This window comes from Rodentibacter mrazii (genome assembly GCF_001998825.1).
Taxonomy (GTDB): domain Bacteria; phylum Pseudomonadota; class Gammaproteobacteria; order Enterobacterales; family Pasteurellaceae; genus Rodentibacter; species Rodentibacter mrazii.
Map to the genome: position 1 here is coordinate 1 of NZ_MLHG01000052.1, position 26,354 is coordinate 26,354.

The following is a 26,354-nucleotide window of genomic DNA, read 5'->3' on the forward strand; positions in this document are numbered from 1 at the left end:
TGAAGGTGGATTTTTACTTTTGACTAAATGAGAAAATGCAATTTTCCTTATACGAATTGAAATTTATATCCATCAATGTAGTGGACTTGTTGAAAATTAACCGTTATTTCTTCCCAAGGTGTTGTTGTAATAACCATTGCATGACTTCTGGGCTATTAAAAATAACATCCCAAGTATTGTGCGGATTATTATTCACAATACCATTATCGCCCGCTTTTTCCGTGGTAAATTCGGTATATCTCACGTAAGGGGCGTGAAGTTGGTTATGCAAAATTTCATAGTTAATGCGAGAACCTTTAACCGGTGAAATTCGATCTTCCTTACTATGGAAAAACCACATAGGCACATTTTTAATTGACGCTAAATTTTCTTTATTGGCATTACCATCAATCCATTCTATTGTATAAGCTTCCTTTCCACTTGCTAATAATGCACCGGCAAAAAAATGCGGTCGTGTTAATAAAAGATTTAGCACCCCTTCCGCACCGCGAGACAAGCCCACCAAATAAATACGATCTTTATCAATAGCAGGATTTTGCTGCACTACATCATCTATCATCTTTAATACTAAATTCACTCGATTCTGAGTTTGCCAATGAATACCGCCCTTTTGCCCTTTCGCTTTATCATCAAAAGGATCAAAAACCGTACTATATTGAGGAGCAAGTACAAATCCGTCTTCATATTGTAGTGTCGAAATTGCACCTTTATTTGAAACAATATGGGCTAAATTATCTGTACCGACTTGACCGGAGCCATGTAAGAAAATAGTGAGAGGATATTTTTTGTTTTCCATTACATGGGGACGATAAAAACGATATTTCAAGAAATTATTTTCATTAAGTGTTACCATTTGCTCAGAAAAATCATCAATAAATAAAGTTTTAAGGTGATCTTTTTCGGCACTCAAAGACACTGAATTTCGTTCAATGGTTTTCCCATTGGAAAGTTTGATATAGCCGGTTTGGTCAATTTGATAGACCAGCTTCCCGCCATAATATTGCGGAATCTTTATTCCTTGAACTTTCTCAACCTCAACAATATTGCCCGAATTGTCTTTTGATTGAAATTTCATCGGTTATTGATTACCCGCTTTCAACGAGTATACAGCCGCATTCACATCCCTATCATCTAATTCAAGGATGACAAACTTACCTGATTTGGCTTGTATTGCCTTTTTCGGCAAATCATTGACATAAGCACGAATAATAGAACGAGGGAGTCTTTCTTTTTCTTCTAATTGGGTAAACACTTGGTACGAATATCTCAAATCACTGCTTGCCAAAACATTATCTTCATATTCCAACGCAATGCCCGTGACTCTTTGACCTAATGAGGTAATTTCAGCCAGTAATGTAGCCTGTATCGGTTTTCCTGATTTAGGATTATCCTCTTCAGCCCAAACATGAGATAACGTAAAAAATAAAAAGATACTAACGAGTATTTTTTTGAACATGTAAATCTCTCCTTTCTATACAAACGATCCACTATTTACGTAATAAGGCGAACTCATACCCCTTCGCTTGTCATGGTAAAAATTTTTAATCTTGGGTGAGAGGAATGAAATCATCCCCCCACTCAACAGATTAGCGGTTATAGTTTCTTACTCTGAATCTGAACATACCCCATGATTAACGCGAGGATGCCTAATGGGAAAATCAAATCCGTTATAGAACCGTCATTACCCCAAATCAAATTGGCGATAATCACCAGACTTCCCCCTATTGCCCATGCAATTGTGGTAGGGACGGACCAAACGATCATTTGTTTCTTCACATCATTGATTCCCATCATTCGATTGACCACCCAGAATAAACTATCGTTAAAGTAGCCGAAGAAAAGCGATCCCATTGTTGCGGCTTGAGCAGCGAGCAACATATTCACGCCCGGAATTTGAGCCAAAATCGGAGCGGAAATTGATGCTGCCGTGATCATCGCTACTGTACCAGAACCCTGAATAAAACGGACAAGCGTAGATACAATAAAAGGAATTAAAATAGGCGAGATGGGGAGACTAGCAATTTGTTCTGCTAATTGTTTGCCTGCGCCACTATCACGCAATACCGCACCTAATGCGCCACCGGCACCGGTTACCAATAAAATAATACCGGCTGTTTTTACCCCTTCTTCAAGGTGAAGTGCGGTCGTATTTTTATCGACTTTAGGCAACAAGGTATAAACGGCAATTAAAACACTTAATGCTAATGCAATCATCGGATGACCAATAAAAGCAAAGAAATGGTAGATTTTCATCTCTGCAATTGCCGGGCTACTCTTAATCGCTAAATCAAGAATCGCTTTGATAAAAATAAGCAAAATTGGCAGTACGATTGGAAGTAACGATAGCCCTAAGCTTGGAAGATTTTTCTTCTCGTTTTTCTCAATATAATCATCATATTTTTGCTTTAATTCTTCCGTGGAAAAAGATTCTTGGTTGAAAGTCGGATATTTTTTATCTAACCATTTCGCATATAAAACCATACCAATCACCGGCAATACGGCAAATGACATACCGACAAGCAACATTGCACCGATATCCACCCCGAACAAACCTGCAACGCCTAACGGCCCCGGTGTTGGCGGCACAGTATGGTGAGTCACCACTAAACCACCGGCAAGGGCAACGCCCAATGTCAGTAACGAGCGTTTTCCGTTTTTCGCTAATGCTTTAGCAACGGGATATAAAATAACAAAAGCCGAATCCACAAAAATAGGAATACTCACAATATAACCGGTAATGGCAAGAGCCCATTCTTCTTTCTTTTTACCTAAGAATTTGATGAAACTAAATGCCATTTTTTCAGCCGCACCGGACACTTCCAAAACGCTCCCCATCATCACACCGAGACCGATCACAATCCCAATTCCCCCCAGCGTTCCGCCAAAGCCTTTGGTTATTGCAGCTAGGGTATCATTAACGCTCATTCCGCCGATTAAACCGGCAATAGACGAAGCAATCAACATCGCAATAAAAGCATGAACACGTGTTCTTAACACCAAAACAACAAGAACGAATACAGCAATAATTAAGCCAATAATTGGCGTAGGTAGTCCAAGCATGAGTACTCCTTATCGTTAATAAGTCACATATCAAATCGGATGAATTGATGAATCACGTCTTTAAAATTCTGATCAACCGAAAATCCCAGTTCTAACGCTTGCGAGCAATTAATTTCAGCCGGCCAGCTTGCCACGATATTGTTAATATTTTGGTCAAATTCAAATTTGACATTTTCCAAAATCCGCTCACCTTTTACGCTTGCTAAATCGGCAAGCATTTGTTTCACGCTTACCGTGAACCCCGGAAGATTAATGACATGCCAACTACGCAATGGTAATGAGGGCAACGTTAATGTATGGATCAAGTTTTCCACGATCGTATTCGGGCTGGATAACCAAAGTCGCAAATCTTCCGATACCGGACAGATAGCCTGCTCGCCATGTAATGGTTCTCGAATAATGCTACTCACAAAAGAGGATGCCGCTTTATTCGGTTTTCCCGGGCGAATACAAATGGTGGGTAAACGAACACAAAAACCATCGACAAAACCTTTTCTTGTATAGTCATTAATGAGTAGTTCACTCATTGCTTTTTGTGCGCCATAGGTAGATTGAGGGGTCACGGCAGTATGGTTTTGAATGACGGCTGGCAATTCACCGCCGAATACGGCAAGCGAACTGGAAAAAACGAAGCGTACTTTCGGATTATTTTGGCGACAAACTTCAAGCAAATTTTTGGTTGCCAAGAAATTAATTTCATAACCGAGATCAGGATCTTGTTCCGCATGACTGCTTACAATCGCCGCAAGATGGAAAACGGCATCCGTTTCCGCCGTAATAATCTCCTCTAACCCGTTAGGACGGCGCAGATCCATTTCGATACATTTTACGCGGGGATCATTATTCGGTGCGATAGGTTGCACTACATCAATTAGGGTAAGTTCATCAACATTAATCGTTGTTTGATTAAGTAATGTTTTTGCCAAGCGTTGCCCGAGAAATCCTTGTCCGCCGGTGATCACAATTTTCATAAAAATGCTCCTTGAACCTTTAAAAAGGTAAATTTAGGGTATAAAAAAGCGGCTATTTTCATATTTAAAAAACACTGCAAAAAACAACCGCACTTTCTGACTTATTTATACTTTTCAAACCATGCCAAACCGCTTGATGTTTCCCCTCTCGGTTTGTATTCGCAACCGACAAAACCTTGATAGCCGATTTCATCGAGTTTATTGAAAATATAGTCGTAGTTAATTTCCCCTTCATCCGGTTCATGACGATCCGGTACGGAAGCCATCTGTACATGGGCGAATTTGCCGTTTAATTTATTCGTTAAACGGGATAAGTGACCGTCCACATTCTGTGCGTGGTAATAATCCAATTGAACGAAAACATTATCGCGTTCAACCCACTCCACGATTGACAAAGTGTCATATTGGCTTTTCAATAAATAATTAGGTTTAACTTCCGGACTTAGGGCTTCAAGTAAAATATTCACGCCGTAAGGTTTAAATTTCTCTGAAGCGTAACGAATATTGTGAATAAAGGTTTGTTGATATTCCGCTTTATCTGCGCTTTCGGGTACGACAGCCGCCATGATATGCACATTCGGGCAACCCAAGCCAAGCGCATAATCCAGTGCCATATCAATATGTGCGTGGCTTTCCGCCTCACGCCCCGGAATTGCCGAGACACCCCATTCCCCGTTGGATACATCACCGGCGGGTGTGTTAAATAACACTACTTGTAAACCGTGTTTATCCAGTTCTTGCTTAATGGTTTTAATGTCGTAATCATAAGGCCAGAGAAATTCAACATATTTGAAGCCGGCTTTAGCAGCAGCGGCAAAACGTTCAATAAAAGGAACTTCGTTGAACATCATGGTTAAATTCGCAGCAAATTTTGGCATCGCTATTTCCCCCTATTTTTTAATTCGTTCACTTCGTCATCGGTGAGATAACGAATCGGTTTTCCTTGTAAAAGGAAAAAAAGTTTTGCGGTTTCTTCCAGCTCTTCCGCGTTATCTGCGGCATCCAATAAATCCTTTCCGGTTACCACCACGCCATGATTCGCTAGTAAAAAGGCTTTGCCGGATAATGCCCGCGCCTCTAACTCTTCGGCAATACGAGGGGAGCCGGGACGATAATAAGGAATCACCGGTAAGCCGCCGACCCGCATGACGTAATAAGGCGTAAAGGCTTTCATCGCATTTTGCGGATCAAGATTTTCCAAACAAGAAAGTGCGGTCAAATAGGTAGAATGAAGATGGACAATTGCCCGACATTCAGGATTTTTACGATACATCGCCAAATGGAAGACGGATTCTTTTGAGGGTTTATCGCCTTCAAGTACATTACCATCCATATCCAACACGGAAAGCCGCTCCGCTTTCAAACGTCCCAAAGAAGAGCCCGTTGGTGTCACTAAAATGCGATTTTCCCCTAACCGTACGGAGAGATTTCCCGCTCCACCGACGGTGTAACCCCGCTCATAGAAAGAACGACCAATTTGCACCATGAGTGTTTTTAATTCCGAATCAGTCATAACATCATTCCCTGTGCATCAATAAAAAATGTTTCTTTGCCGAAGTTGCCGGATTTCAAAGCAAGTGCGGTCGATTCTCCCAGCGCTTTTAACCAAGGCACGCCCGGTGCAATTTGTTTACCAATTTGAAAGCCAGTAAATCCGAGTTTTTGTACGACAATGCTGGAAGTTTCACCGCCTGCGGTGATAAAGTTCTCGACATTGGCTTTTTCTTTTAATCGTTGCGCCAATTTCGCAAAAGTTTGTTCAATGGCTTGGCTTGCCTGCTCCGCACCAAATTGCGCCTGAATTCGTTTTAGTTCATTCGGTGGCACGGTGGCATAAACCATTGGTGCAAGCGGTTCATCAATATGCGGCAGAATTTGTTCAAATAAGCGCTCGGCATAATTGGCATCCGCTATCGCTTTTTCCACATCTAAGTAAAGTGCGGTGGCTTTTTCCTTATAAAGTTTCACTTGTTTATTGGTCATTTCGGAACAAGATCCGGAAAGAATCACACTTCGTGCTTTTCTCGGTACAAATGCGTCCTCTGCTTTTTTTCCGCCGCTTAATCTCGCCGCCATATAAGCCCCGAGTCCGGAACCGCCGGTGACTAATTTGAAATCACTCACGGCTTCCGCAAGGACAGCAAGCTGGCTATTATCTACCGCATCCACCACCGCATAACGGAATCCCGCTTGTTTTAATTGGGTAAAACAAGATTTCACATGATCTGCGCCTTGAATCACCTCCGCATAGCTCACCAAGCCCGTTTTTCCTTTGGCTTGCGCATCCATTAAACGTATAAGATTGGCATCTTTCATCGGGGTAATCGGGTGATGACGCATTCCGGATTCATTCAGCAACAGGTTGCCAACAAATAAATAACCGTTAAAAATCGTTCTTCCATTAATCGGTAGAGCCGGCGTAATCACTGTAAAATCATCATTAAGCGCCTCTAATAGGGCATCCGTTACCGGCCCGATATTGCCTTTTTCGGTACTGTCAAAGGTCGAGCAATATTTAAAATAGAACTGAGAACAACCGCTCTTTTGTAACCAGTCAAGCGCTTGTAAGGATTGTTCGATGGCTTCTTCCACCGGATTTGAACGAGACTTTAAGCTAATGACAATGGCATCCACTTTTTCCGTTAATGCCTTGTTCGGTACACCATTCATTTGCACCGTGTTCAAACCGTTTTCTACAAGAAAACTGGCAATATCGCTCGCACCGGTGAAATCATCCGCAATAACACCTAACATCGTTATGCTCCTTTTTTCGGCAACTCAATGCCGCTGAAAATTTTAATCACTGCGCTGTCATCTTCTTTTCCATAGCCGGCATTGCTGGCTTCTGTGAACATTGAATAGGCGGTACTGGCAAGGTGAAGTGGGAAATGTAAAGATTTTGCCGTATCGTTTACCAACCCTAAATCTTTCACAAAAATATCCACCATAGAGAGCGGAGAATAATCCCCTTCTACGACATGTTTCATTCGGTTTTCAAACATCCATGAATTACCTGCCGCATTGGTCACGACGTCATACATTAAATCAAGGGGAATGCCAGCCTTGGCGGCTAGTGCCATCGCCTCTGCTCCTGCGGCAATGTGGACGCCTGCGAGTAATTGATGAATAATTTTCACCGTAGCTCCTAAGCCGATTTCTTCGCCAATGTTGTACACCTTACCTGCCACCGCATCGAGGACAGGCTGTAATTTATCAAACGCTTGTTTTGAACCGGATGCCATGACCGTCATTTCTCCTGCAGCAGCTTTTGCTGCCCCACCGGAAACAGGCGCATCTAACATGATTAAACCTAAATTTGTTAATTTTTGTGAAATCTCTTTCGCATCCTGTGCCGATATGGTTGAAGAAACCATCACTGCAGCACCTTTATTCAGTTTTTCCGCTAAACCATTTTCACCAAATAGCACAGCATTGACCTGTGCGGCATTGACGACAAGCAATACCACGGCATCTAATTTATCAGCAAAATCGACCGCACTTTGGCTGACGGCATAAGCGCCGTCTTGTTTTAATTTTTCAAGTGCGGTTGTATTAAGATCGACGCCGTAGGTTGTCAATCCTGCCTTCACGCAAGATTGTGCAGCGCCCATTCCCATTGCGCCTAGGCCAATTATGGCAACTGAATAAGGTTTGTTTGTCATCTCGTTTCCTCCACGAATTATTCGTTGATTTAATGAAAGGCATTCTGACAGGTTTCAAAATAAAAAAACGTGAACAAGATCACAAATATTAACATTTATGTTATTTTTTGTTAAAAAAGAAAGAAAACAAATAAAGAGGAAAAAACGATATAATGAAGAAAATTTTGGAGAGGATGTTATGATTCCTGCAGAACGTCAAAAATTGTTGCTCAATTTAATCAATCAAAAAGATGTAGTCAGCATTACACAACTGGCTGAATCGCTGAATGTTTCTCATATGACTATTCGCCGCGATATTCAAAAATTAGAAGAAATGGGAAAAGTGGTATCCATATCGGGCGGTGTAAAAATGCAAGAGCATTTGTCTTTTGAACCCACTTACCAAGATAAATCACTTCTTTTTCATACTCAAAAAGAACAAATCGGTAAATTTGCCGCACAACAAATTCCAACCAATACGACAATCTATCTTGATGCCGGCACCACAACATTGGAAATCGCTTACCGTTTAATTGAACGTGATGATCTCTTAGTGGTTACAAATGATTTTTCCATTGCGCATTTTCTTATGACAAACGGGCAATGTGAGTTGATTCACATTGGCGGAACCGTGAATAAATTGAATCATTCTTCCGTTGGGGAACTCGCCGGTCAATTCCTTCGGCAACTTTCTATTGATATCGCATTTGTTTCTACATCATCATGGACATTGAAAGGATTAACCACGCCCGATGAAAATAAATTGCCGGTGAAAAAAGCCTTGCTTGATGCCGCGAATCAAAGAATCTTAGTCTCGGACTCCTCAAAATATGGCAAAGTGGCAACATTCCATATTTGTCCCTTAACTCGTTTTGATCGCATTATTTGTGATAAAAATCTCGTTGAGCCCGTACAACATGCCATTAAAGAGCTCACTGTCGAATTAATCACCGTCTAGCACGAGCAACATAAAAACGGCTTATGCTGACACATAAGCCGAAAATCTTTCCTGAAACCGACCGCACTTTAGAAGAATAAAATACTTCCCCATATCACGCCAACAATACAAAGGGCGATAAATACGGCAGCAGAGCCTTGATCTTTGGCTCGACCGGAAAGCTCGTGGCGTTCGGTTCCGATGCGATCAACCACGGCTTCAACGGCACTGTTTAATAATTCCACCGCCAGTACAAGTAAAACGGACGAAATCATTAAAGCGATTTCAATCTTGGTTTCTCCTAAGAAAAAGGCAAGCGGGATTAAAATTACCGCAAGCAAACATTCATGGCGGAAAGCGGTTTCATGCTTGAATGCGCTTTTTAAGCCTTGAAGGGAATATTTTGTCGAATTAATTAAATGGGTTAAACCCGTTGTTTTATGCATAAAGATTCCTATTTTATAAACGCTTGGCTTCGATCACATCGTTCAACTTTGAAACTCTTGCCAAGATTTTGCTTAAACTTTCTACATTGTGAAGTTCAATTTCCATATCAATCGTCGCTAATTGCTTTTTCGTATCAGCTCGGCTGGATACGCCCAGTACACTGATTTTTTCATTCGCCAATACTGTCGTAATATCACGCAATAAACCGTTACGATCGCTTGCCACAATACGGATATTAATATGGAAGCCACTGGCATAATTTTCACCCCAAATAGATTCCACCACACGTTCAGGATGTGCTGCTTGTAAGTCTAAAAACTGTTCGCAATCGCTACGGTGAATAGAAATGCCACGCCCCATTGTGATATAACCGACAATCGCATCCCCCGGAATCGGCTGGCAACAACGGGCAATATGGTGCATTAAATTTCCTACCCCTTCTACGATAACGTAGTCGTTCTTGCCATGATTTTTTTGCTGAGAATTGACCGCACTTTTATTTGCCACGTGACGCAGAATTTCTTGATCAACTTGTTCTGCGCTCACTTTGATGAGCTTATTTTGTAAAAAATTCACCAAATGATTGAGACGAATATCTCCGCTGCCGATCCCCGCATAAAGATCATCAATATTTTTCAAGTTATAGCGTGGTAAGGCATAAGGCTCGATCTGCTTGAGGCTGAGATTTAAACGGGTTAATTCATTATCCAGTAATTCTTTCCCTGCCGGCACGTTTTTGTCGCGATCCTGTTTTTTAAACCATGCTTGAATTTTTGCCCGCGATTTTGCCGTATGGGTAAAACCTAAGTTTGGATTGAGCCAATCCCGACTCGGATTCGGATTTTTTTGAGTGATAATTTCAATTTGATCACCCATTTGTAGTTGATAAGTAAACGGCACAATTCGCCCCGACACTTTCGCACCAATACAGCAATGACCGATTTCACTATGAATGGCATAAGCAAAATCAAGCGGGGTAGAGCCGGTCGGTAAATCCACCACCTCCCCTTTTGGAGTAAACACATAGACACGGTCGTCAAATACTTGACTTCGTAATTCCGCCATCACTTCGCCGGAATCGGTAATATCATCCTGCCAGGCGAGCAATTTGCGTAACCATGCGATTTTTTCTTCATACGCCGACATCGACCCCGTTGTGCCTTCTTTGTACTTCCAGTGCGCTGCAACGCCTAATTCCGCATCATCATGCATTTGTTGGGTGCGTATTTGTACTTCAATCGGCTTACCGCCTTTTCCTAACACAACGGTATGAATAGACTGATAGCCGTTCGGTTTCGGGTTTGCGACGTAATCATCAAATTCTTTTGGCAAATGTTTGAAATGGGTATGAACAATGCCCAATGCAGTATAACAATCTTGTAATTTTCGGACGATAATCCTGACCGCTCTGACATCATATAAGTCACCAAATTCTAAGTGTTTTTTCTGCATTTTACGCCAAATACTATAAATATGTTTTGGGCGACCATACACATCAACATGTTCAATATTTTTACGCAGATGGCGGCTGATTTCTTCTACAAAATCGGCAATGTAGTGTTCTCGATCCAAACGGCGTTCTTGTAATAATTTGGCAATAGCACGATATTGTTCGGGGTGTAAATAACGGAAACAGTAATCTTCCAACTCCCATTTAAGCTGTCCGATGCCTAAACGGTTTGCCAGCGGCGCATAAATATTAGAACATTCTTTAGCGGCAAGAACTTTTTCTTCTTCGGAACAGCGATTTTCCGCATCACGGAGGAAAGTGATACGTTCCGCAAGTTTGATAATCACACAACGGAAATCATCAACCATGGCAAGTAGCATACGACGGACATTATCCACTTGTAAGACATTGGCGGAATGGCTGGCATTGAGTTGGCGGATATTATCCATTTCCTCAACCCCGCTCAGTAACTTGAGGATTTTCGTACCGAATTTCTCTTCCAATACTTCCCAATCCACCAAACGGTTCGCCACTATCGGGAAAAGCATAGCGGTAACAAGACTTTCCGAGTCCATATTAAGTTCGTGCAGAATTTCCACCATTTCTACACCAGATTGGAGTGTCAATGTCGCATTTTGCATTTCATCAGGATGGGCTGTTATTAGCTCACGTGAATAATACCAAGCGTCAATCAACGTTTTTTCCGTTTGCTCTGTCAGTTTTAACGCTGTACACCATTGTTCAATCACAAAATCTTGCGGATTTAACAAATGAGAACTGCGAACAGCAACCATAATCCCCCCTTGTTGATAAGAAAGCGTAACGCCCTCTCTTTCACTCCATTTTAGCTTGTCATTGTAACAGAATAACCGACTTATTTTGTAGAAAATAACGTAATAGATTCTAAATGTCCCGTATGGGGAAACATATCAATCACTGCGCTTTTTTCGATTTTATAACCAAACCCGAGCAAAATTTCCGCATCACGCACCAAAGTGGCGGGATTACAAGAAACATAAAGCATTTTCTCCGCCTTTAATTGACAAAGTGCCTTTAATGCAAACGCTGCACCGCTACGAGGCGGATCGAGCAAAATTTTGTTGAAAGGCTGATTTGCCCAAGGTTGATTAATAAAAGGTTGGTCAAGATTTGCCTGAAAAAATTCAATATTATTGATCCGATTACATTCGGCATTTTGTGTCGCCTTTTGAACCATCTCAAAAACACCTTCAATTCCTACAGCACTTTTAACCCGTTTCGCCATAGGAAGCGTGAAATTACCCATGCCACAAAATAAATCCAGTACGCGATCTTGTGCATTTAAGTCAAGCCAATCCAATGCCGTTTGTACCATTTTTTCGTTTAAGAAACGATTGACTTGAATAAAATCACGAATATCAAAATTCAATTTAATGCCGTTAGCAAATTGATAGTAAGGTAAATCACCACGAATTTGTTCAATGCCGTCATCATTTTGTAAAAACAGCATAAGATTTTCTTGTTCGGCAAAATTCAACAATAAAGTGCGGTCGTTTTTAGCTAAATTTTTTGTATAGCGTAACAACATGGCGATACCATTATCGGCGGATACCAGCTCAATATGCCCAAGCTGTTTAGGGGCGGAATATTGGGCTAAAAGTGCGGTCAGTTTTGGCAGTAAATTATTGATGGCCGGTTCAAGCACGTCACAATGTTCCACCGCGATCAAATCGTGAGAATTTTTCTGACGAAACCCCATTTCAATTTGTTTGGTTTTCGGATTAAACCACAAACTCAAGCGCACACGACGGCGATAACCCCAAGGTTCACCACAAATCATTGGTTGAAAATCAATAGATTCTTGCTGAAGTTTTGCCAAGCGTTTGAACAGAGCAGACTGTTTGGCTTCACGTTGCATTTCAATAGGAATATGTTGGGCTTGGCAGCCACCACAACGTTCATAATACTGACACGGCGGCAAAACCCTATTGGGGCTTTTTTCAAGCCATTTTTTCGCCACCGCTCGCCCATATTGGCGTTTTTCTTCTGTGACAAGGGCTTCCACTTTTTCTTGTGGCAATGCATTTTCGATAAACCAAGTTTTACCGTTAATTTTTGCCACACCCAATCCTTGGTAATCCAGCTCAATAATTTTTGCAGTGATCTTTTGTGGCTTATTTAATTTTTTCTGTGGGGTATAAAGCAGTGCCATTATTTTAAAAATAAAATATTTTGAGTGAATAATTCCCGGCTTTTCAACGGCTTATCGCCGAGGTATGGTTTGAGCGCGATACGTGTAAAACGCTTGGCTGCTTGACGTACGGCCTCATCGGAAAAATCAAGAGTAGCAAAGGCAATCAGATCACGTCCGTAAAAAGTGAGATTATCTTTCACCAATGAAGCGATGAAGCCTTTTTCCTCACGATAACGGTAAGTCATTGTAGAATCTACCGGCTGACCCGAGCCGGCACAATGCAGAAAATCCACACCATAGCCGAGAATTTGCAGCAAGTTAAATTCAAATAAACGTAAGCAAGGTTCCACATTGGTTTCTGTCGCCAAGCTCGTTAAGCATTTTAGGTAATGTTGGAATAATTGAGGATTAGCCGTTTCCGGCTCAATAACACGTGTGAGCAATTCATTCACATAAAAGCCGCTATAAAGTGCGGTTTGTTGCAATGGTAAAGTGATTGCAGCAGGCTCTGCTTTAGTGAGCGTTTTCAAACCACTTTTTCCCGTCCAACGTAATAACAAGGGGGTAAAAGGTTGTAAGACGGATTTCCAAGTTGAACGTTTTGCTCTAGCGCCTTTTGCAATCACAGTAAGACGACCGTTTTCCTCCGTGAATAAATCCACTAACAAACTGGTTTCACTATAAGGGCGGCGGTGTAACACAAAACCACGCTGAAGTTCGGTTTGCACGTATTATTTACTCAATGATGCGTCGGAAGATTTCAAGACACATTGCTCCGCCAAAATCTCACCGACACTGGTCTTCAAGGTACTAAAATCACTGCGTTCTAACCATGTCCAACGGATATTTCCGTAGTTATTACCTCTTTCTGAAATCATCAGTGTTAATCTTTCCGTGACATGATTAAAAGTGACAGAAACACGTTTCAACATTTTCTTATTTCGCTTTTGTGTGCTATGCACAACTCGAACTTCTTTATCATCTTTGCAACAATACAATTTTGCCGAGCCTATTTGTGAGGTTTTATCAACCTTCTGCACCACCATTTTTTGCGGGGGCGGTTCATTTAGTAACGTACTTTGAGTACAACCGCCAAGCAAAAGTGCGGTCAAAATAAGCAATGTTTTTCTTAACATAAACCTTCACCAAAAGGAAACAAAAAGGGCGAATATTCGCCCTTAGAATTATTTTTTGAATTGATATGACCCGTCAGCCTGACGCACAAACTTCGCTCCGTTAGATAAACGCAGCTCACTTACACGCCCTTGTCCGTTCAGGGAAACTTGAACTTTATCACCCGGCTTAAAGCTACTTAATGCGTTACCCGCACCGTTTGCTTTTGTCATCGCATTCACATCGGAAATATTTAAATTGTTATCGCGAAATACTTGCATAAGAGAAACACCTTTCGGTACCGTTAAGGTTTTACTTGCGCTGTTTGATGCTACTCTTGCCGTATTCGTTGCAGGTTTTGCCTCAACAACTTGAACTTTGCGTTCGTTCTTCGATGCCGCTTTTGTTTCTTGAACAGGCGCTTTCTTCACAGTTTCAGTTTTAGGTTGAACCGGTTTCGCTGTCGGTTTTTCTACGGTTTTACGTTCTTGAGTAACTGGCTTAACCACTTCATGTTTTACGGTGTCACGGACATTTCCAACGGTACGTTCAACTTGTTTAACCGATTCGCTACGAACAGGAGCGACAGGAACAGGTTGGGAAACCGTTTCATTAACGGATGAGGCGACTCCTGTTGCTTTTGGTGAACCGGTTGTCTCTTTTTGATTGCCAACATATTCCATTTTACCCGGTTCAGCCGTATTCGCAGATGCTGTCTGCGCTTGATTTTCCTCTGATGGTGCGTTTTCTTGTGGCGCAGGAATATTATCTAACACCGTTGTTTCAACCGGTTGCGATTGATCTAAAGACTGGAACTGTACCGGAATTTCATTACTGTTTTGTTGCTCAAAAGACTCCACCGTATCGGAATTTGGTTTTAACGCAAAAAATACGATTAAAAGTAAAACCAACGCTAAAATTGCAATAAAGAGACGACGGTGTTTTTCCGGTAAAATTTGAAGAATTTTCCATTTTTCAGGGCGTTTCAGCGCTGTCGCGGCGGCGGTTGCACCTGCGGCTAGAGTTTCCTTTGCCTGCTCTGTTGCTGAAACCGTACTTTCTACGGCATTTTCCACTTTTGTTTCAACCTCTTCAGTCACGGATTCAATGGCGGACTCCAGCTTTTGTTCAACATTTTCAGCCGTCACTTTAACTGTTTCCGTGAAACTTGACTGAGGATGACTTTCGCCAAATGTCGGTTCTTTACGCACATGGAATTGCGTCCCGGCTTGCTCTTTGCGCCCAAACAAATCTTTCAAGCCTTTCGCTTTACCCAATAAGGAATCATTCGATTGAACCGGTTTTCTTGGTGTCACGGCATCCGCTTGATTTAATCCAAGATCAAGTTCGTTTTGCGATTTATTTTCGTTTGATTGATTGTTATTCATGGAATCCACAGAATTACCTCAGTTAATTATTATTGTCCAGTGTAGTCTTAGTGAGAAGCACAAAAGTGCGGTAAAAATCTTGGGTATTTTATCGGATCTTATTCAGCGTATAAAGTCTTATTTGGCTCACCGGCAATTTCACGGGCAAGTTTAGGCACAAGGTAGCCGGAAGTGAGCGATTGCAAGGTTTTATAAATCGCCATTGCTTGCCTATCGCCGACTAAAAAATGGCTTGCGCCTTGCACCTTATCCAACAAATGCAAATAATAAGGCAAAATACCGACTTGAAATAATTTATCGCTTAGGGTTTTCAACACTCGGGCATCATCATTAATCCCTTTCAAAAGAACCGATTGGTTAAGAAGCGTTACGCCTGCATGGCGAAGTTTTTTCATCGCATGGGCTAAAAACTCATCAATTTCATTAGGATGATTAATGTGTGTCACCATTACTGTTTGCAGGCGGCTTTTCGCTAAAATCTCACAAAATTTATCAGTAATCCGCTGTGGAATGACCACCGGCAGACGGGTGTGGATACGCAAACGCTGTAAGTGCGGTAAATTTTCGAGGCGTTTTATCAGCCATTCCAACTCGTGATCTTTTGCCATCAACGGATCTCCGCCGGAAAATATCACTTCTTTTATTTCAGTATGTTCAGCAATATAATCCAATGCCTGTTGCCAACTTTTTTTATTACCCGGATTTTCTTCATAAGGAAAATGGCGGCGAAAACAATAACGACAATTTACCGCACAACCGCCTTTTACCATAAACAAAAGACGGTTTTTATATTTATGTAGAATGTTTGGTACGGCATTAGCATTTTGCTCCTCAAGAGGATCTGTTGAAAACCCTTCAGCCTGCACAAATTCTAAATCGGAACACATCACTTGCAAAAAGAGTGGATCATTCGGATTACCTTTTTCCATTTTTGAGACAAAAGATTGAGGGACACGAAGGGCAAAAAGTTTTCGGGCATTTAATGCATGTTCAAAATCCTTTTCCGGTAAATCGAGTGTTTTTAGTAATATTTGAGGATCGGAAATCGCATTTTTTAGAATAGCGAGCCAATTTTGTTCTTCTCTAATCACCGGATCTTGAGTTAAAATGTGCACTTTTCAAACCATCTTTCTTTATTAGGATATTTAATATGGCTACATATACTACCAGTGATTTCAAACCGGGTCTAAAATTTATGCAAGACGGTGAGCCTTGCGTAATCATTGAAAACGAATTCGTCAAACCGGGAAAAGGTCAAGCATTTACCCGCACCCGCATTCGTAAATTAATTTCAGGCAAAGTATTGGATGTGAACTTCAAATCCGGTACATCCGTTGAAGCCGCTGATGTTATGGATCTAAACCTAACCTACTCATACAAAGACGACGCGTTCTGGTATTTCATGCACCCGGAAACTTTCGAACAATATTCAGCCGATGCCAAAGCAGTGGGTGATGCAGAAAAATGGTTATTAGATCAAGCAGATTGTATCGTTACCCTATGGAATGGTTCGCCGATCACTGTGACTCCACCAAACTTTGTCGAATTAGAAATCGTGGATACCGACCCGGGCTTGAAAGGTGATACCGCAGGAACCGGTGGCAAACCGGCAACCCTCAGCACCGGCGCAGTAGTGAAAGTTCCTCTGTTCGTGCAAATCGGCGAAGTAATTAAAGTCGATACCCGTTCAGGCGAATATGTTTCTCGTGTAAAATAATTTCGTCTATCAGAAAAGCGCGATCAAAAATGTATAAGATTTTTTGACCGCTCTTTTATTTTTTAAGTTATTGATAATTCATCTTTTATTCCCTTAACAAGCTACACGAGTTTTGATAGACTTTCCAGCGTTTTAACTCTGACTCATCTTAATTTTATTCATTAATTGTACGAGGTATCTTATGGAACTAACAAAAATTTCATTGACAAGATTTGGTTTAACAGCTCTGGCTGCGTTAATTATTTCAGCTTGTGGAAGTGGCTCTGGCAGCAGTAGTAATAATCCGCCACAACAAAATAATGCATCAAACAATACTCAAACAAGTCAACAGATAAATAAACCATCTGATAATAAACCATCTGATAATAAAACATCTGATAACAAAACATCTGATAACAAAACATCTGATAACAAAACATCTGATAACAAAACATCTGATAATAAACCATCTAATAATAAAGCATCTGATAATAAAACATCTGATAATAAAACATCTGATAACAAAGCATCTGACAATCAACCCCAACTGGAGAGAAACAAAACCGGTGAGGCAATTGTAATATCAAAAGTTGATGATAATGTAAGAACTGCAACATTAAATCTTTACGACACAACCTCTATAAATGTAGATGGAGTTGACATTATCATAGGATTGCCAGACATTGATATTCAAGATTGGACAGCTACGATCGTAGAGGGAAGAAAACTTGAAGTATGCTGTGGCCGTTATTCTGATACTCGTTTTGGAGTGAGTGACTCTTTAAATGAAAATAGCAATGGCTATATGTTCTACAACGGAAATCCAACTCAAAATATGCCTACATCAGGGGGAGCGACTTATTCCGGAGATACCATCATTTCTGTAAGAAACGTGTATGGGTTAGAACCAAAAGAGTACCACCGTGGTTCATCTGAATTTAATGTCGATTTTGGAAATAAAACCTTAGAAGGTTCACTCAACATCCCAAATAGGAATCTCCAGCCAGTAAAAGTAGAAATTAATGCTCAAATTTCAGGTAATTCATTTACAGGGACAACCGATTCAACTACGTTATCGAATGGTCAAGTAGAAGGTAAATTCTACGGCAATAATGCGAAAGAGATGGCAGGTCTTGCACAGGGCAATGATCAATCTTGGAATGCCGCTTTTGGTGCTGCAAAACAATAAAATGAACACCTAGAATTATAAAGCAAGCCACCGTGCTTGCTTTATTCATCTTCAAGAAACTTAAAATTCATGAAGTCCTTTTAAATCTATCTAATATGCTATCTACTTAACAAAAATTATTCATTAAGCTATACTAGTCATCGGTTAAATCCTAACCATTAACTTCTAAGGAATCTTTTATGACTCTAACAAAAAACACATTGATCAAATTTGGTTTAACAACATTTGCAGCATTAATGATTTCAGCTTGTGGGAGTAGTAGCGGTGGCAGCAGTAGCGATAATCCACCACAGCAAAATAATGCATCAAACAATACTCAAACAAGTCAGCCGACAAATAATTCACAAACCAATCAAAAGCCTAATAACCAAGCCCAACAAGTACGAAATGGAACAGGTGCTACACTTATAATCACAGAACAGGATGACGATGTTAAGGTGCGAACTGCAACATTAAATGGTTACAACACCACCTCTATAAATGTAGATGGCACCAATATTACTATTGGATTCCCAAATATTAATGCTGGAAGTTGGACAAACATAGGCGATATAAAAGTATGCTGTGGTCGTTATTCCGATATCCGTTTTGGCGTGAGTGATCCTTTGGATGAAAATAGCAGTAACTATATGTTCTATAACGGAAATCCAACTAAAAATATGCCGACATCGGGTGTAGCAACTTATTCAGGTGAATCTATTATTTCCGCTGCTGTACAAGTATTAGATGATACAGATTATTACATCGGATCATCTAAATTTAATGTTGATTTTGGGAACAAAACCTTAAACGGTGCACTTGAGGTTCAAAATATTCAACCTATCAATATCAATGCAAGAATTTCAGGGAATACATTCAGTGGGACAGCAAATTCAGCTTCCCTACCCTCATCCGGCAATGTAGAAGGTAAATTCTATGGCAATAGTGCAAAAGAGATGGCGGGTCTAGCACAAGGTAACGATGAGTCTTGGGGCGCGGCCTTTGGTGCACAAAAAAAATAACGCTAAAACCTAGAATTATAAAGCAAGCCATCGCGCTTGCTTTATTCATATCCAAGAGAACAAAAATTAATGAAATTCGGTAAAATTTTCCTTTCAACCTTTTGTGTATTATTCACACTCAATACCTCTGCCGAGCTTGCTCAATCCAAAAATGATGTGAGAGATGAGCGAATTAATGTAGCAAAACCGGTACTTCCACAGCCCGAAGAACAAATTTCTATGTCAAAAGGCAAAAGTATTTCAATCAGTAGTAGCGAATTACAGCAACACCCCGATTTAATTATTGGCGGATTAGTTCCTGCAGTTTTTCAAAATAACGCTCAAGCAGTAAAAATTTTACTCCCGCTTTATAAAAATTTACCCAATCAAGATCCCACTTTATTGGCTTGGGCTGAAACGATTATGCTGCGTCAGCAAGGCGATTTTTCACAGGCGGTAAAACGTTATCGCGCTTTATTTAGCGAGCATCCCAACCTCATCGCCTTACGTTATCAACTAGCCCAAGCTTTATTCTTAAATAATGACAATGAGGCGGCAAAAGATCAATTTCAAAAATTGCGAGCGGAAAACCTATCATCGGAAACAATTAAAATTATCGATCAATATTTATCCGCCTTAAACAAACGGAGCCAATGGAAAGTGAGCGGTGGAGTAAGTTATTTAAATGAATCAAACATCAATAATGCCCCCAAAAGCGGCACTAAAATTGATAACTGGCAGGCTTGGGAAAAAGAAAGTGCACAAGGTTTTTCCTACTATTTAAATACTGAGAAAAAATGGTCTTGGGCAAATAATATCTTCACTAAATTACAACTTGAAGGGCAAGGTAAATACTTTTGGAATAATAAAAAATATAATGAATTAAACTTGCGGGTTGGTGCAGGATGGGGCTATCAAACCGCTCGTTTTGAAGGCTCATTTACTCCCTTTACAGAAAAGCGTTGGTACGGAGGTGGTTCGTCAGGCAGTGATTCGCTAAAACAATATTCTAAAAATAGCGGTGTGCGTGCGGATATCAATTATTGGTTGAATGAAAAATGGCAAATTTCAACCGCACTTGAATATGGCAAACAACGTTATGACTGGCGAAAACATTTAAATGGTAATAGCTATCTTTGGTCAAACACCCTACTTTTTGTTCCTAAGAGCGGGCAATATTGGCTTGCAGGTATTGATTATAATCGTGAAAATACCCGTGATCGTGATAATGCTTACCAACGCAAAAATATCCGTTTAGGTTGGGGACAAGAATGGCCGCTCGGTATTTCCACCCGATTAAACCTTGCTTATGCAAGACGAATCTATAAAGATGTTGATTTCTTTAATATTCGTCAAAAGAATGATGAATATTTTGCAGCACTCACACTGTGGCATCGAAATATTTATTTTTGGGGTATTACACCAAAACTAACATGGACGTATCAAAAAATAAAAAGTAACCATCCTTTTTATAGTTATGATAAAAACCGTATTTATTTAGAAATGAGTAAAACATTTTAACTAAGGATACACACTATGACACTCACACAGCGATACAAACAAGCCGCCAAGGAAGCACGATGGGCATTAGGACTAACGTTCTTCTATGTGATTGGTTGGTGTTTATGTGCTTACTTGCCTAAAAATACACTTGGGCCAATCGGTTTTCCCCTTTGGTTTGAACTTTCTTGCATTTATCTGCCGATTTTATTTATTGTGGTCGGTTATTGGCTGATTAGAATTATCTATCAAGATATTTCGCTCGAAATAAAGCAAGATGACAAAGGAGAGAAACAATGAATTTAGGTATTATTTTCCCCTTAGTTATCTATCTTGCCTTTGTATTTGGTGCCGCTATTTACGCTTATGTAAAACGTACGAAAGGCGATTTTTTAACGGAATATTATGTAGGTAATCGCTCAATGACAGGTTTTGTGCTTGCCATGACAACTGCCTCCACCTATGCCAGCGCCAGTTCTTTTGTCGGTGGACCGGGAGCAGCATATAAATATGGTCTGGGGTGGGTACTATTAGCGATGATTCAGGTGCCGGCAGTATGGCTTGCTTTAGGTGCGTTGGGCAAAAAATTCGCTCTTCTTTCCCGTGAAACCAATGCGCTCACTATCAATGATCTTTTTCTGTATCGTTACAAAAACAAATATCTTGTCTGGATTTCAAGCCTTGCCTTATTACTCGCTTTTTTTGCCGCGATGACCGTGCAATTTATCGGCGGTGCACGATTGCTTGAAACAACTATCGGAATTTCTTACACGCAGGCACTTTTACTTTTCGCTTTCACCGTGGGAATCTATACCTTTATCGGTGGTTTTCGCGCTGTTGTGCTGACCGATACTATCCAAGGTACGGTGATGATCATTGGTACAATCATTTTACTTGGCGGCACAATTTATGCTCTTGGGGGAGTAGAAAGTGCGGTCAATAAATTAACCGAAATTGATCCTGCGTTAGTTACCCCTTACGGCCCAAACGAGATGCTCGATTTTCAATTTATGGCATCATTTTGGATTTTGGTTTGTTTCGGAGTGGTAGGGCTACCGCACACGGCGGTTCGTTGTATGGCATTTAAAGACAGTAAAGCCTTACATCAAGGTATGTTGATCGGCACCATTGTGCTTTCTTTAATTATGTTCGGTATGCATTTAGCCGGCGCACTGGGACGTGCGGTTATACCTGAACTCACCATTGCCGATCAGGTTATTCCAACATTAATGTTACAAGTGCTACCGCCAATTATAGCGGGGATTTTTTTAGCCGCCCCAATGTCTGCCATTATGTCAACGATTGATGCGCAACTTATTCAATCCTCCTCAATTTTTGTCAAAGATTTATACCTTTCCGCTAAACCGGAAGAGGCAGCAAAGAACGAAAAAAAAATCAGCTATTTTTCTTCCATTATTACGCTGATTTTAACCGCACTTTTAATCCTCGCTGCCCTTAATCCGCCAGATATGATCATTTGGCTAAACTTGTTCGCTTTTGGTGGGTTGGAAGCCGCATTTTTATGGGTTATCGTGTTGGGTATTTATTGGGATAAAGCCAATGCGTACGGCGCATTAAGCTCGATGATTGTCGGCTTGGGCAGCTATATTTTGCTCACACAACTCAGTGTCAAACTACTTGGATTCCATCAAATCGTTCCAGCATTAATATTCGGTTTAATCGCATTCTTAGTAGGGAATAAATGGGGAGAAAGTCGCCCAGTGAAAACAAGTGAAAAATTATTCATAAATCACTAAAGTGATTTATCCACTCCTTTGGAGCCGTTGGCAAAGCCAACGTTCAAAAAACTTGTTTTTTGTGACCGCACTTGAAAAATAACGGAATGTCTATGATCTACCAAATTATCGCTCTGCTCCTTTGGAGCAGTTCATTAATCGCCGCAAAATTCACCTATTCAATGATGGATCCTGTGCTTGTTGTTCAAGTGCGGTTAATTATTGCGATGATTTTCGTGTTCCCCCTCTTTTTACGCCGTTGGAAAAAAATTGACAAGCCCATGCGTAAGCAGCTTTGGTGGCTTGCCTTCTTTAACTATACCGCTGTCTTTTTATTACAGTTTATCGGTTTAAAATATACCTCTGCTGCCAGTGCCGTTACTATGATCGGGCTTGAACCATTATTGGTGGTGTTTGTCGGTCATTTCTTTTTCAAAGACAAAGCCAAATGGTTTCATTGGCTCTTCGGTGCTATCGCATTTTTAGGGGTTGCCGTGATGATCAATGGTGGGCAACACAACGAGGGGATCAATGAAATAAGCCTGTTTGGCTGCCTATTAGTGCTGAGTGCCGGTGTCATTTTTGCCAGCGTATTACGTTGGACACGCGCCGTCGTGGTCAAAGTCTCTACACAAGCCTACACCGCAGTAACTATTGTATTAGGAACAATGACTACACTGCCTTTCATACTGATTTTGACAGAAAGTTGGGAAATTAACCTAAACGGTTACGGTATTGCTGGACTATTTTATCTTGCCATTGGTTGCAGTTGGCTTGCCTACTGGCTGTGGAATAAAGGGCTAAACAGCGTAGATGCCAATCTTTCCGGTATTTTAGTTTCTCTTGAGCCTTTATTCGGTATTTTATTTGCAGTGGTTTTACTCGGTGAAACGCTCTCATTTTCCACCTCACTTGGTATCACACTCATCATGCTTGCCACTCTCGGCTCGACTTTACTGCCGAAATTTTTGAAAAAATCGGTATAATGTCTCATTTTATAAAATTAAGGAAAACACATACATGGCTTGGATTCAAATTCGCCTAAACAGCACAAATGAAAAAGCAGAAAAAACAAGCGATTTTCTCGAAGAAATCGGTGCTGTTTCCGTTACTTTTATGGATAGCCAAGATACACCGATTTTTGAACCGCTACCCGGTGAAACCCGCCTTTGGGGTAATACGGATGTGATGGCACTATTTGATGCAGAAACCAATATGACGGAAATTGTCGATTTACTCTATCAATCAGGCTATTTGGATGAAAGTACTGCCTATAAAATCGAACAAATTGAGGATAAAGATTGGGAACGGGAATGGATGGATAATTTCCATCCAATGCAGTTTGGTAAACGCTTGTGGATTTGTCCAAGTTGGCGTGAAGTGCCTGATGAAAATGCTGTCAATGTCATGCTCGACCCGGGTCTTGCATTTGGTACCGGTACACACCCGACAACCGCGCTTTGTCTGGAATGGTTGGATAGCTTAGATTTAAAAGACAAAACCGTGATTGATTTTGGCTGTGGCTCAGGTATTTTAGCGATTGCTGCATTAAAGCTGGGTGCAAAAAGTGCGGTCGGTATTGACATTGATCCGCAAGCTATCCTTGCCAGCCGTAATAATGCGGAACAAAACGGTGTGTCAGATCATTTACAACTCTTTTTATCTGATGAGAAACCGGAAAATCTAAAAGCCGATGTAGTTGTTGCCAATATTCTGGCTGGTCCATTAAGAGAGCTTTATCCGGTGATTAGCCAGCTTGTAAAAGAAAATGGTGTACTTGGTTTATCCGGTATTTTGAAAACGCAAGCTGAATCGGTATGCGAAACCTACGCACAAACCTTTACTTTAGATCCTGTCGAAGTGCGTGAGGAATGGAGTCGAATTACAGGAAAACTAAAAACCGCTTAATTTCTTTTTGTCAATCAAAAAAAGTGTATTTTTTGAACAAAATTCACTTTGCAAACTAGGGCAAAATGCGTATCATAGCACGCCTTGTCGGTTGTCACCCTATTCGACAATAATGGGATTTAGGCTTGCTTGAAGGTGGTAAAGGTAAAATGCAAATCGGTTCATACCAATTAAAAAATCGTGTTTTACTTGCACCAATGGCAGGCATTACCGATAAGCCCTTTCGCCGTCTTTGTGCGCATTATGGTGCGGGGCTAACATTCTCAGAAATGATGTCCACCAATCCTCAGGTTTGGCATACAGAGAAATCTAAACTTCGTTTAGCACATAGTGAGGATTTAGGCATTAATGCCGTGCAAATTGCGGGTTCCGATCCGTTGGAAATGGCACGAGCTGCTGCCGTTAATGTGGAATACGGTTCGGAAATTATCGACATCAATATGGGATGTCCCGCTAAAAAGGTAAATCGTAAACTTGCAGGCTCAGCCTTATTACAATTTCCCGACTTGGTAGAAAAAATTCTACAGGAAGTCGTCAATGCAGTTGCTGTGCCGGTCACCTTAAAAATTCGCACAGGCTGGGATAAATCCAATCGAAATTGCGTACAAATCGGCAAAATTGCCGAACAATCCGGTATTCAGGCTTTAACGATTCATGGGCGGACAAGAGAATGTCTTTTTGAAGGGGAAGCCGAATACGACAATATTCGTGCAGTCAAACGCGCTATTTCAATTCCTGTAATTGCAAATGGCGATATTGATTCTGCTGAAAAAGCAAAAGCAGTACTTGATTACACAGGTGCTGATGCAATTATGATCGGTCGTGCTGCGCTAGGTAATCCGTGGCTATTCAAAGCCGTAGATAGCCTAATTGAGCACAATTTGATAACACAAACACCAAGTCTTAGTGAAAAGTGCGGTCAAATTTTGCGCCATATTCAAGAATTACATCAATTTTATGGTGAACAAAAAGGTTATCGCATTGCACGTAAACATGTAGCTTGGTATTTACAGGGAATTCAACCCGATTCCGTTTTTAGACAGGCTTTTAACACAATTAGTGATGCCAAAGAGCAGCTTATTGTGTTAGAGGATTTTTTAAATTCAATTTTGGATAAAGAAAAATGTTAGAACAACAACGTAATCCATCTGAAGCATTAACTGTTTCAGTTTTAAACTCTCAATCACAAGTAACCAATAAACCATTACGTGATTCTGTCAAACAAGCATTACGCAATTATTTGTCACAGTTAGATGGTCAAGATGTGAATGATCTTTACGAATTAGTATTAGCGGAAGTTGAACACCCAATGTTAGATATGGTTATGCAATATACTCGCGGCAACCAGACCCGTGCAGCCAATATGCTTGGTATCAACCGTGGTACTTTACGCAAAAAATTAAAAAAATACGGTATGGGTTAATTTTTAATATTTTCGATTAAAAAAAGAAAAGACGAACATTGGTTCGTCTTTTTTATTATATTCGATTTATATATGCCCAAGTTTCTTTCATTAAATCCAGTTTAGAAGTGTAACCGACACCGATATTGTAATGAATTAACACTTTATCTAAATTTTTAAATGAATCATAATTCGAATGAGAGAATCCTAAATGACCTATATGATTCAAAGTCTTAATATCAAGATCCGAGTTATATAAAGCAATATTAAAAAATGGTTGATCGCCATGCCTGTCTTCCATAAATCGATAGCGTATAACCTTATCCATAATCGGTTTTATTTTCGCTAAGTCATTGATAATGAATAAACCTGAGTTTAATACATGAAATGCTTTTGTTTGACGAACATAGTCTTTATCAACATACTGCATTCCATACCATTTATGAGTTGGAAAGCTCCCTGTGTCATCAAAATAATTTTGAATTTTTTCAAAAGAAGGGGTTCCATCAATAAAGCTAGCTAAATTACCTTGCTCGAATAACTTTAATGTTGCTGAAATATCCCGAATAGTTAATATATCCGAGTCAAAATAAATTAAAGAAGAATATTCTTCCAAACAAGGTTCATAAAGCCAATACCGATTAAAAATCCCAAGTTTCTTATCAATTTCACTAAGAATAAATTTATTCTTAAATTCTTTACAAAACTCACGCATTTTTTCGATATTATCTGTTTTGATAAGAATATCACCACGATAGTTGCC

25 protein-coding genes and 1 pseudogene are annotated in these 26,354 nt (G+C 40.4%); 11 read left to right on the forward strand and 15 right to left on the reverse strand.

The window, feature by feature from the left end; translation table 11 throughout:
* Positions 1-103: 103 nt before the first annotated feature.
* The 7 genes and pseudogenes from BKK47_RS08340 to ltnD all read right to left on the reverse strand — a co-directional run bounded on the left by BKK47_RS08340 (position 104) and on the right by ltnD (position 7,693).
* A pseudogene (locus tag BKK47_RS08340) lies at positions 104-1,456 on the reverse strand (phospholipase).
* Positions 1,457-1,593: 137 nt separating this feature from the next.
* Positions 1,594-3,060: a GntT/GntP/DsdX family permease gene (locus tag BKK47_RS08345; protein WP_077494402.1), complete on the reverse strand. Its 1,467-nt coding sequence runs from the start codon at positions 3,058-3,060 to the stop codon at positions 1,594-1,596.
* A 23-nt stretch (positions 3,061-3,083) separates the two neighbouring features.
* Positions 3,084-4,031, reverse strand: a complete 948-nt coding sequence (gene denD / locus BKK47_RS08350) for a D-erythronate dehydrogenase (protein ID WP_077494403.1) — start codon at positions 4,029-4,031, stop codon at positions 3,084-3,086.
* 101 nt (positions 4,032-4,132) lie between these two features.
* A complete protein-coding gene (gene otnI, locus BKK47_RS08355; RefSeq protein ID WP_077494404.1) occupies positions 4,133-4,909 on the reverse strand; it encodes a 2-oxo-tetronate isomerase in 777 nt (258 codons plus the stop codon).
* A gap of 2 nt (positions 4,910-4,911) precedes the next feature.
* Positions 4,912-5,544: a 3-oxo-tetronate 4-phosphate decarboxylase gene (otnC, locus tag BKK47_RS08360; RefSeq protein ID WP_077494405.1), complete on the reverse strand. Its 633-nt coding sequence runs from the start codon at positions 5,542-5,544 to the stop codon at positions 4,912-4,914.
* Positions 5,541-6,785 (reverse strand): 3-oxo-tetronate kinase, encoded by a 1,245-nt coding sequence (otnK, locus tag BKK47_RS08365; RefSeq protein WP_077494406.1) that lies wholly within the window; start codon positions 6,783-6,785, stop codon positions 5,541-5,543. The genes otnC and otnK overlap by 4 nt, the downstream gene beginning before the upstream one ends.
* Before the next feature lie 2 nt (positions 6,786-6,787).
* Positions 6,788-7,693: an L-threonate dehydrogenase gene (gene ltnD / locus BKK47_RS08370; RefSeq protein ID WP_077494407.1), complete on the reverse strand. Its 906-nt coding sequence runs from the start codon at positions 7,691-7,693 to the stop codon at positions 6,788-6,790.
* A 178-nt stretch (positions 7,694-7,871) separates the two neighbouring features.
* Here ltnD and BKK47_RS08375 point away from each other — a divergent pair, with 178 nt between their 5' ends.
* Positions 7,872-8,630: a DeoR/GlpR family DNA-binding transcription regulator gene (locus BKK47_RS08375; RefSeq protein ID WP_077494408.1), complete on the forward strand. Its 759-nt coding sequence runs from the start codon at positions 7,872-7,874 to the stop codon at positions 8,628-8,630.
* Between the two features lie 68 nt (positions 8,631-8,698).
* On the opposite strand, the gene BKK47_RS08380 is transcribed toward BKK47_RS08375, so the two are convergent.
* The 7 genes from BKK47_RS08380 to epmB all read right to left on the reverse strand — a co-directional run bounded on the left by BKK47_RS08380 (position 8,699) and on the right by epmB (position 16,295).
* On the reverse strand, positions 8,699-9,055 hold the full coding sequence (locus BKK47_RS08380) for a diacylglycerol kinase (protein WP_077494409.1): 357 nt from the start codon (positions 9,053-9,055) through the stop codon (positions 8,699-8,701).
* A gap of 13 nt (positions 9,056-9,068) precedes the next feature.
* Positions 9,069-11,300, reverse strand: coding sequence for a GTP diphosphokinase (gene relA / locus BKK47_RS08385; RefSeq protein WP_077494410.1), 2,232 nt, complete (start codon positions 11,298-11,300; stop codon positions 9,069-9,071).
* An 80-nt stretch (positions 11,301-11,380) separates the two neighbouring features.
* Complete coding sequence (rlmD, locus tag BKK47_RS08390) at positions 11,381-12,697, reverse strand: 23S rRNA (uracil(1939)-C(5))-methyltransferase RlmD (protein ID WP_077494411.1); 1,317 nt, start codon at positions 12,695-12,697, stop codon at positions 11,381-11,383.
* Entirely contained in the window at positions 12,697-13,407 is a 711-nt protein-coding gene (gene recO / locus BKK47_RS08395; RefSeq protein ID WP_077494412.1) for a DNA repair protein RecO, read from the reverse strand. The genes rlmD and recO overlap by 1 nt, the downstream gene beginning before the upstream one ends.
* A gap of 3 nt (positions 13,408-13,410) precedes the next feature.
* Positions 13,411-13,815, reverse strand: a complete 405-nt coding sequence (locus BKK47_RS08400) for an Opacity-associated protein OapB (protein WP_077494413.1) — start codon at positions 13,813-13,815, stop codon at positions 13,411-13,413.
* Positions 13,816-13,863: 48 nt separating this feature from the next.
* The gene (gene oapA / locus BKK47_RS08405; protein ID WP_077494423.1) at positions 13,864-15,180 is read right to left on the reverse strand and encodes an opacity-associated protein OapA; all 1,317 of its coding nucleotides are present in this window, start codon (positions 15,178-15,180) and stop codon (positions 13,864-13,866) included.
* Between the two features lie 98 nt (positions 15,181-15,278).
* On the reverse strand, positions 15,279-16,295 hold the full coding sequence (epmB, locus tag BKK47_RS08410; RefSeq protein ID WP_077494414.1) for an EF-P beta-lysylation protein EpmB: 1,017 nt from the start codon (positions 16,293-16,295) through the stop codon (positions 15,279-15,281).
* Positions 16,296-16,330: 35 nt separating this feature from the next.
* On the opposite strand from epmB, the gene efp reads away from it, so the two are divergent.
* The 10 genes from efp to fis all read left to right on the forward strand — a co-directional run bounded on the left by efp (position 16,331) and on the right by fis (position 25,612).
* Positions 16,331-16,897 carry an elongation factor P gene (efp, locus tag BKK47_RS08415; RefSeq protein ID WP_077494415.1) on the forward strand — a complete coding sequence of 189 codons (567 nt, stop codon included), beginning with the start codon at positions 16,331-16,333 and terminating at the stop codon, positions 16,895-16,897.
* 181 nt (positions 16,898-17,078) lie between these two features.
* Positions 17,079-18,065 carry a Slam-dependent surface lipoprotein gene (locus tag BKK47_RS08420; RefSeq protein WP_077494416.1) on the forward strand — a complete coding sequence of 329 codons (987 nt, stop codon included), beginning with the start codon at positions 17,079-17,081 and terminating at the stop codon, positions 18,063-18,065.
* A gap of 179 nt (positions 18,066-18,244) precedes the next feature.
* The gene (locus tag BKK47_RS08425) at positions 18,245-19,066 is read left to right on the forward strand and encodes a Slam-dependent surface lipoprotein (RefSeq protein ID WP_077494417.1); all 822 of its coding nucleotides are present in this window, start codon (positions 18,245-18,247) and stop codon (positions 19,064-19,066) included.
* Positions 19,067-19,135: 69 nt separating this feature from the next.
* A complete protein-coding gene (locus BKK47_RS08430; RefSeq protein WP_077494418.1) occupies positions 19,136-20,566 on the forward strand; it encodes a surface lipoprotein assembly modifier in 1,431 nt (476 codons plus the stop codon).
* A gap of 15 nt (positions 20,567-20,581) precedes the next feature.
* Positions 20,582-20,845, forward strand: coding sequence for a YhdT family protein (locus BKK47_RS08435; protein WP_077494419.1), 264 nt, complete (start codon positions 20,582-20,584; stop codon positions 20,843-20,845).
* On the forward strand, positions 20,842-22,302 hold the full coding sequence (gene panF / locus BKK47_RS08440; protein ID WP_077494420.1) for a sodium/pantothenate symporter: 1,461 nt from the start codon (positions 20,842-20,844) through the stop codon (positions 22,300-22,302). The genes BKK47_RS08435 and panF overlap by 4 nt, the downstream gene beginning before the upstream one ends.
* 92 nt (positions 22,303-22,394) lie before the next feature.
* Positions 22,395-23,267, forward strand: a complete 873-nt coding sequence (locus BKK47_RS08445) for a DMT family transporter (RefSeq protein ID WP_077494421.1) — start codon at positions 22,395-22,397, stop codon at positions 23,265-23,267.
* A 34-nt stretch (positions 23,268-23,301) separates the two neighbouring features.
* On the forward strand, positions 23,302-24,189 hold the full coding sequence (prmA, locus tag BKK47_RS08450) for a 50S ribosomal protein L11 methyltransferase (protein WP_077494422.1): 888 nt from the start codon (positions 23,302-23,304) through the stop codon (positions 24,187-24,189).
* Positions 24,190-24,338: 149 nt separating this feature from the next.
* Positions 24,339-25,319, forward strand: coding sequence for a tRNA dihydrouridine synthase DusB (gene dusB, locus BKK47_RS08455; protein ID WP_077494424.1), 981 nt, complete (start codon positions 24,339-24,341; stop codon positions 25,317-25,319).
* Positions 25,313-25,612, forward strand: coding sequence for a DNA-binding transcriptional regulator Fis (gene fis / locus BKK47_RS08460; RefSeq protein ID WP_018356238.1), 300 nt, complete (start codon positions 25,313-25,315; stop codon positions 25,610-25,612). The genes dusB and fis overlap by 7 nt, the downstream gene beginning before the upstream one ends.
* Positions 25,613-25,667: 55 nt before the next feature.
* Here the strand turns inward: fis and BKK47_RS08465 are convergent.
* Positions 25,668-26,354 (reverse strand): glycosyltransferase (locus BKK47_RS08465; RefSeq protein ID WP_143529611.1); only part of this gene is annotated, 687 nt, incomplete at its 5' end.

Coding starts and splice junctions, on each gene's coding strand:
- BKK47_RS08345 (WP_077494402.1), bottom strand. CDS start 3,060: ATGCTTGGACTACCTACGCCAATTATTGGCTTAATTATTGCTGTATTC.
- denD (WP_077494403.1), bottom strand. CDS start 4,031: ATGAAAATTGTGATCACCGGCGGACAAGGATTTCTCGGGCAACGCTTG.
- otnI (WP_077494404.1), bottom strand. CDS start 4,909: ATGCCAAAATTTGCTGCGAATTTAACCATGATGTTCAACGAAGTTCCT.
- otnC (WP_077494405.1), bottom strand. CDS start 5,544: ATGACTGATTCGGAATTAAAAACACTCATGGTGCAAATTGGTCGTTCT.
- otnK (WP_077494406.1), bottom strand. CDS start 6,785: ATGTTAGGTGTTATTGCGGATGATTTCACCGGTGCGAGCGATATTGCC.
- ltnD (WP_077494407.1), bottom strand. CDS start 7,693: ATGACAAACAAACCTTATTCAGTTGCCATAATTGGCCTAGGCGCAATG.
- BKK47_RS08375 (WP_077494408.1), top strand. CDS start 7,872: ATGATTCCTGCAGAACGTCAAAAATTGTTGCTCAATTTAATCAATCAA.
- BKK47_RS08380 (WP_077494409.1), bottom strand. CDS start 9,055: ATGCATAAAACAACGGGTTTAACCCATTTAATTAATTCGACAAAATAT.
- relA (WP_077494410.1), bottom strand. CDS start 11,300: ATGGTTGCTGTTCGCAGTTCTCATTTGTTAAATCCGCAAGATTTTGTG.
- rlmD (WP_077494411.1), bottom strand. CDS start 12,697: ATGGCACTGCTTTATACCCCACAGAAAAAATTAAATAAGCCACAAAAG.
- BKK47_RS08400 (WP_077494413.1), bottom strand. CDS start 13,815: ATGTTAAGAAAAACATTGCTTATTTTGACCGCACTTTTGCTTGGCGGT.
- oapA (WP_077494423.1), bottom strand. CDS start 15,180: ATGAATAACAATCAATCAAACGAAAATAAATCGCAAAACGAACTTGAT.
- efp (WP_077494415.1), top strand. CDS start 16,331: ATGGCTACATATACTACCAGTGATTTCAAACCGGGTCTAAAATTTATG.
- BKK47_RS08420 (WP_077494416.1), top strand. CDS start 17,079: ATGGAACTAACAAAAATTTCATTGACAAGATTTGGTTTAACAGCTCTG.
- BKK47_RS08425 (WP_077494417.1), top strand. CDS start 18,245: ATGACTCTAACAAAAAACACATTGATCAAATTTGGTTTAACAACATTT.
- BKK47_RS08430 (WP_077494418.1), top strand. CDS start 19,136: ATGAAATTCGGTAAAATTTTCCTTTCAACCTTTTGTGTATTATTCACA.
- BKK47_RS08435 (WP_077494419.1), top strand. CDS start 20,582: ATGACACTCACACAGCGATACAAACAAGCCGCCAAGGAAGCACGATGG.
- panF (WP_077494420.1), top strand. CDS start 20,842: ATGAATTTAGGTATTATTTTCCCCTTAGTTATCTATCTTGCCTTTGTA.
- BKK47_RS08445 (WP_077494421.1), top strand. CDS start 22,395: ATGATCTACCAAATTATCGCTCTGCTCCTTTGGAGCAGTTCATTAATC.
- prmA (WP_077494422.1), top strand. CDS start 23,302: ATGGCTTGGATTCAAATTCGCCTAAACAGCACAAATGAAAAAGCAGAA.
- dusB (WP_077494424.1), top strand. CDS start 24,339: ATGCAAATCGGTTCATACCAATTAAAAAATCGTGTTTTACTTGCACCA.
- fis (WP_018356238.1), top strand. CDS start 25,313: ATGTTAGAACAACAACGTAATCCATCTGAAGCATTAACTGTTTCAGTT.